The sequence below is a fragment of the Acidovorax sp. KNOB132 genome (assembly GCF_057541515.1).
The window spans coordinates 1-5533 of record NZ_BAAJYT010000239.1 but is presented as its reverse complement, the minus strand read 5'-3'; the positions used below and the strand labels follow the sequence as shown (position 1 = coordinate 5533).

Below are 5533 nucleotides of genomic sequence, written 5' to 3'. Positions count from 1 at the left end.
GCCCAGGCCCGGCGGGAGGCCATCGCCGCCGTGGTGGAGGCCGCGCGCCACACGCGCGACCTCATCACCGCCGCCGGCCTTGCTGTGCCGCTGGTGACCGGCGCGGGCACCGGCACGCTGGTGCACGAGGCCGCCAGCGGCGTCTACGGCGAACTGCAGGCGGGCTCGTTCCTGTTCATGGACGCGGACTATGCCAGCAACGAACGCGAGCCGGCCCAGCCAGCCTTCGAGCACGCGCTGTTCGTCAAGACCCAGGTCATCTCCAGCCAGGAAACGCATGCGGTGTGCGATGCCGGCCACAAGAGCCATGCCATCGACTCCGGCCTGCCGATCGTGGCGATGCTGCCGCCCGAGCGGGCGCTGCGCTATGCCAACGGCGGCGACGAGCACGGCATTCTCTACGCCGACGGCAACAAGGCCCGGCTGCCCTCGCTGGGCCGCATGCTGTGGCTCATTCCCGGCCATTGCGACCCGACAGTGAACCTGTACGACTTCCTGATCGGTGTGCGCGGCGGACTGGCACACGGGGTGGTGGAGCGGATCATCCGGGTGGATGCCCGGGGCGCGCTGACCTGACCTGAAGCACTGGCAGGCGCCTGCGCGACGGTCTGCAACAAGAAAGAAAAAGGCCGGGTTGCCCCGGCCTCGTCGGCCATCGCCACCGAAGCGCTTGTCGCGCCCAGGTGGCCATGGCGGCGGCAGGCCACTGCCTGCATGCCCATCCGCGGTCAGGGGCGCGACGGATAGATGCCGTTCACGGCGATGATGAAGTTCAGCGTGAGGCCGGGTTGCAGCGTGCTGACCGTGACGGGCACGTTCATCTGCACGGGCGTGGGCGTGGCGCTGCCAGCCGCTTGCGTGGAGATGGCGGGCAGGGTCAAGGGTGCGTCGAAGGGCTTGAGCGTCGTGGTGGCGGACTTGGAGCTGTACACCTTGGCGGTGTTGTTGCCCGCCGTTGCCTTCCCGGCGATCAGAGTCGGCCCAGGAACGTTGTTGTCGCCCGTGGTGTCGTCGGCGGGAATGGACACTGCGGCCGTTCCGCCCGCGGCCACCGTCACGCCATGGGTGTGGGCCGGCAGGTTGGCGAGCGACAGGATCGCAGCGCCGATGGCGTTGGTGGACGCGGTGGCGGCACCGCTCGTACCGCCGATGGTCACCATGTTCTGGGAACCGAGCGGAACCCGGTTGCGCAGATCGGGCAAGCCGAAGGTGTTGACGCCATCGCCACCGTAGCGGGTGCCCAGCAGCGAGTAGAGCGCCTGGTTCTGATTGATTGACAGCAGTGTGCCGTCGCACAGAGCCCAGCCCTGCGGAACCCATGGCACGGCCCAAAGAATGATCTGGCCCAGAATCGGATCCATGTGAGTATCCCTCTCCCAAAAAAAGGTTTGTCGATCAATATCCGCACCTGGCAGCGATGCTTTTTGACGATCTCGCAGCGAAGGCGGATAGAGGGAGTAAACACCAGAAATCGAAGGTCGACAAGCGAGAATTCACGGGGCGTCGAGAATGCAACGCGCGCCGATCCCCCTGCGCGAATCTGGCTGCTGCCACGAAGCCGCAGGAGCGTTGGACAAGGGGTCCGGAAGCGATGGGTCAAGCCGCCGAAGGCGGCCCGCCGAACAGGTCGGCAGGGTTGCGCGACGGCGCCACGCCCAGGTGGCGATAGGCCGCCAGCGTGGCCACGCGCCCGCGCGGCGTGCGCTGCAGGTAGCCCTGCTGGATCAGGTAGGGCTCGATCACGTCCTCGATGGTGCCGGACTCCTCGCCGATGCTCGCAGCGATGTTGTCCAGCCCCACGGGACCGCCGTCGAAACGGTGGATCACGGCCTCGAGCAGCTTGCGGTCCATCACGTCGAAGCCCTGGGGGTCCACGTCGAGCATGGTGAGCGCGCGCTGGGCGATATCGAGCGTGATCTGGCCCGTGCCCTTCACGTCGGCGTAGTCGCGCACCCGGCGCAGCAGCCGGTTGGCGATGCGCGGCGTGCCGCGCGATCGGCGCGCGATCTCGAAGCCCCCGTCCGGCTGGATCGGCGTGTTGAGCAGCCCGGCGCTGCGCATGACGATGCGCGAGAGTTCCTCGGGGGTGTAGAACTCCAGCCGCGCGACGATGCCGAAGCGGTCGCGCAGCGGGTTGGTGAGCATGCCGGCGCGGGTGGTCGCCCCCACCAGGGTGAAGGGCTGCAGGTCCAGCTTGATGCTGCGCGCCGCGGGCCCCTCGCCGATCATGATGTCGATCTGGTAGTCCTCCAGCGCGGGGTAGAGGATTTCCTCCACCACGGGCGAGAGCCGGTGGATCTCGTCGATGAACAGGACGTCGTTGCGCTCCAGGTTGGTCAGCAGCGCGGCCAGGTCCTTGGGCTTTTCCAGCACGGGCCCGGAGGTCTGGCGCAGGTTCACGCCCAGCTCGGCGGCAATGATGTGGCTGAGCGTGGTCTTGCCCAGGCCCGGGGGCCCGAACAGCAGCACGTGGTCCAGCGCCTCGCCGCGCTTGCGCGCCGCACCGATGAAGATCTCCAGCTGCTCGCGCGCCTTGGCCTGACCGACGTACTCCTGCAGCAGCTTGGGGCGCAGCGCCCGCTCCAGCGCTTCCTCCTGCGGGGAGGCCGGCGCGGCGGAGATCACGCGTTTGGCGGGGGCGGGGGCGAAGTCGTCGGTCTGAATGCTCATGCGTTGCGGATCAGTTGGAAGTCCAGGCGTAGTACACGGGGCCTTCGTACTGGTACACCGGATAGGTGGCCTGCACGAAGTCGCGCTCTCCCTGGCTGATGGTGTAGAAGTGCGTGCCGTTGCTCTTGTTGAAGAAACGGTAGATCGCGGTCGAGCCGTTGCCGGCGCCGGTCTGGGCATACCAGATCGGGCCTTCGTACTCGAACGACGGGTAGGTGGCGCGCACGAAGTCGCGTTCGCCCGCATCGATGGTGTAGAAGTGCGCGCCGTTGCTCTTGTTGAAGAATCGGTACACGGCGCTCTGGCCGGCGGTGGCGCCGCCGTAGGCGTAGAAGGCCACGCCTTCGTAGGCGAAGGCCGGGTAGGTGTTGATCACGAAGTCGCGCTCGCCCGCGCTCGCCGTGAAGAAGTGCGCGCCCGTGCTGCTGTTGAAGAAGCGGTACACGGCGGTGCGGCCGCTGGCGCTGGTGGCCGGCGACAGCCAGTTCTTGATGGACGCGTTGTACGCCACGTCGAAGCGGCCGTAGTAGTCCGACGACGCCTTGTTGGTGCACACGGCACTACCGCCGTAGAGCGTGCCGATCAGCGCGCCGCCGGAGAAGATGCCAGAGCCGCTGCTGCCGCCCTCGGTCGTACCCTGGCTCCATGTCACCCGGTAGAAGTTGCCGCTGGTGCCGCTGCAGGTGAAGTTGGTGTCGCTGATGGACGTGCACGCGGTCAGGGATGCCAGGTTGCCGAAGCTGATCTTCTGCAGGTCGCCGCGGGGATGGTGGATGCCGACGACGGCGCCGCCCAGCCCCTGGGGATTGGCGTTCCATGCGGCGAACACGGCGCCGGCGGGCGGGGCCTCGTTCAGGCGCAGGAACGACGTATCGCTGCTGTCCGTCGCGTACAGCAGCGTGGCGCCGCCGGTGCGGGCCGTGGTGGCGGACGACAGCGTGCGGCTGTTGCAGCTGGGGGAGCGGTAGAACCAGTCGGTGCGCAGGGTGGACGCCACGGTCTGCGTGGAGATGCAGTGGTTGGCCGAGATGAAGTAGGGCGTGCCGGTGCCGTCGCGGTCGTTCAGCAGCGTGCCCGAGCACACGTACGTCTTGCCGTCGGGGCGCACGAACAGCATCCGCGCCACGGCGTTGCGCTGGGCGGCGTAATCGTCATAGCAGGTCGAATCGAGGTTGCAGGCGTCGGATTCGTTGATCTTGGTCTGCTGCTCCAGCTCTTCGGCCGTGGGCAGCGACAGGTTGTCGTAGATGTGCGACAGGCGCGGCACCGACAGGTCGATCGCGCTCGCGGGCGTGCCGGATGGCAACTCGATCTCCAGCGTGGCCTCGTCGCCGCCCGTGTCGGGCGTCCACCAGGTGCGGCCGGCGTCGGAGGTATCGCCCGCCGCCTGGTTGCGCTCGATGATCTGCAGCACTTCCTGGCCGGCGATCTCGAACACCGCCGAGGGCCGGGCCTGGCTGTACACGCGCAGCACGGCGCTGCCGGGCAGCTGGCGCACCAGCACGCCCAGGCGCAGCCCGTGCGCGCCGTCGGCCGAGAAACTGAGCGCGGCGACCTGACCGCCGCTGGCGGTGGGTGTCCACTGCAGCTGCTGCAATGTGGCGCTGGCCGTGGCCGTCTGGGCAATGCTGCGGGGGCTACCGACCTGGCGCGGGCCGAAGCCGCTGGCCGCCCCTTCCTTGGACTGGTCCAGCGGCCCGAGGGCGATGCGGGCGGGTGCGATGGCCGCGCCGACCGCGCGGTCCTTGACCCGCGCCACGTCCTGCACGGCGGAAGCCGGCTGCTCGCGCGACTCCACGCTGTAGACCAGTGCCCTGGCCTGCGGCGCGGCCGCGGACTGCACCGCCTCGACGCCGTTGCCGCCACCGCAGGCAGCCAGCACCGAGGCCACCGCCAGAACCGCCAAAGATCGAACTCGCCTCATTACCAGCTGCATGGAACAACTCCTGTCATCGGTTCGGGGCGGTCCCATGCCGCCCCGGATTGCAAAATGTGCCACAGCCCCGTGGCTGCCGGCAGGTGATTTCATCGCCGCGTTGCGGCATCGCGTCATGGCCCCGTTGCGCTCCCCGGCCCACTACCGCGCGGCCAGCCGCTCTCGCCAGAACGGTGCGGGGCCATCGCCGGAGTGGCCCGCCGGCCCGTGCGATGCCCCGAACCCGCGGGCGGGATGCCGCCAGGCCACCGGCACGCTCACCGGGGGCGACAGCCACTGCTTGAGCGCCTTCTGGTAGGCCAAATCGAAGCGGCCGTACACCCGCACGTCGTCGACCGAGCATTGGGCGCTGGAGGCGAACCCATACAGCGTCCCGATCACGCGGCCGCCATGGAATATGGCCGATCCGCTGCTGCCGTCCTCCACCGTGCCGCGGTCGAACCCGACGTCGTAGTAGCCGGCCGAGGCGTCCGTGGAGGAGTCGCACAGCATGGAGCCGTCCGTGTCGTTGGTGCAGGCCAGCGTGCCCATGATGCTGCCGGTGCTGATCTTCTGCAGGTCGCCCCGGGGATGGTGGATGCCGACCACGGCCGTCGATTCGGCTTGCGGGCTGGCGTCCCAGGCGGCGAACACGGCCCCAGGGGGCGGCGCCTCGTTCAGCCGCAGCAGGGCGGTGTCGGTGTCTGCGCTGGCGTAGAGCAGCGTCGCGCCGCCCGTTCGCGCGGTGGACCGGGGCGACAGCGTGGCGCTGTTGCACGCCTGCGAGCGGAAGAACCAGTCCGTCTGCAGGGTGGACGCCACGGTCTGCGAGGCGATGCAGTGGTTGGCGCTGAGGAAGTACGGCGTGCGCGTGGCATCGCGGTCGTTGAGCAGCGTGCCGGTGCAGACGTAGGCCTTGCCGTTGTCCACGAACAGCATCCGCGCCAC

The 5533-nt window shown here is 68.8% G+C and carries 5 protein-coding genes; 1 reads left to right on the top strand and 4 read right to left on the bottom strand.

Translation table 11 applies throughout. The annotated features are described in order from the left end of the window. The coding region (locus tag AC27IO_RS19870; protein ID WP_498740361.1) for a type III PLP-dependent enzyme domain-containing protein at nucleotides 1-576 on the top strand (576 nt) is incomplete at its 5' end. A gap of 152 nt (nucleotides 577-728) precedes the next feature. On the opposite strand, the gene AC27IO_RS19865 is transcribed toward AC27IO_RS19870, so the two are convergent. The 4 genes from AC27IO_RS19865 to AC27IO_RS19850 form a co-directional block, all read right to left on the bottom strand. Then, nucleotides 729-1361, bottom strand: coding sequence for a phage tail protein (locus AC27IO_RS19865; protein WP_487090272.1), 633 nt, complete (start codon nucleotides 1359-1361; stop codon nucleotides 729-731). A gap of 235 nt (nucleotides 1362-1596) precedes the next feature. Continuing rightward, nucleotides 1597-2670, bottom strand: coding sequence for a Holliday junction branch migration DNA helicase RuvB (gene ruvB / locus AC27IO_RS19860; protein WP_272567148.1), 1074 nt, complete (start codon nucleotides 2668-2670; stop codon nucleotides 1597-1599). A gap of 10 nt (nucleotides 2671-2680) precedes the next feature. Then, nucleotides 2681-4606: a trypsin-like peptidase domain-containing protein gene (locus AC27IO_RS19855; RefSeq protein ID WP_498740358.1), complete on the bottom strand. Its 1926-nt coding sequence runs from the start codon at nucleotides 4604-4606 to the stop codon at nucleotides 2681-2683. Nucleotides 4607-4747: 141 nt separating this feature from the next. Beyond that, nucleotides 4748-5533 (bottom strand): trypsin-like peptidase domain-containing protein (locus AC27IO_RS19850; protein WP_498740356.1); only part of this gene is annotated, 786 nt, incomplete at its 5' end.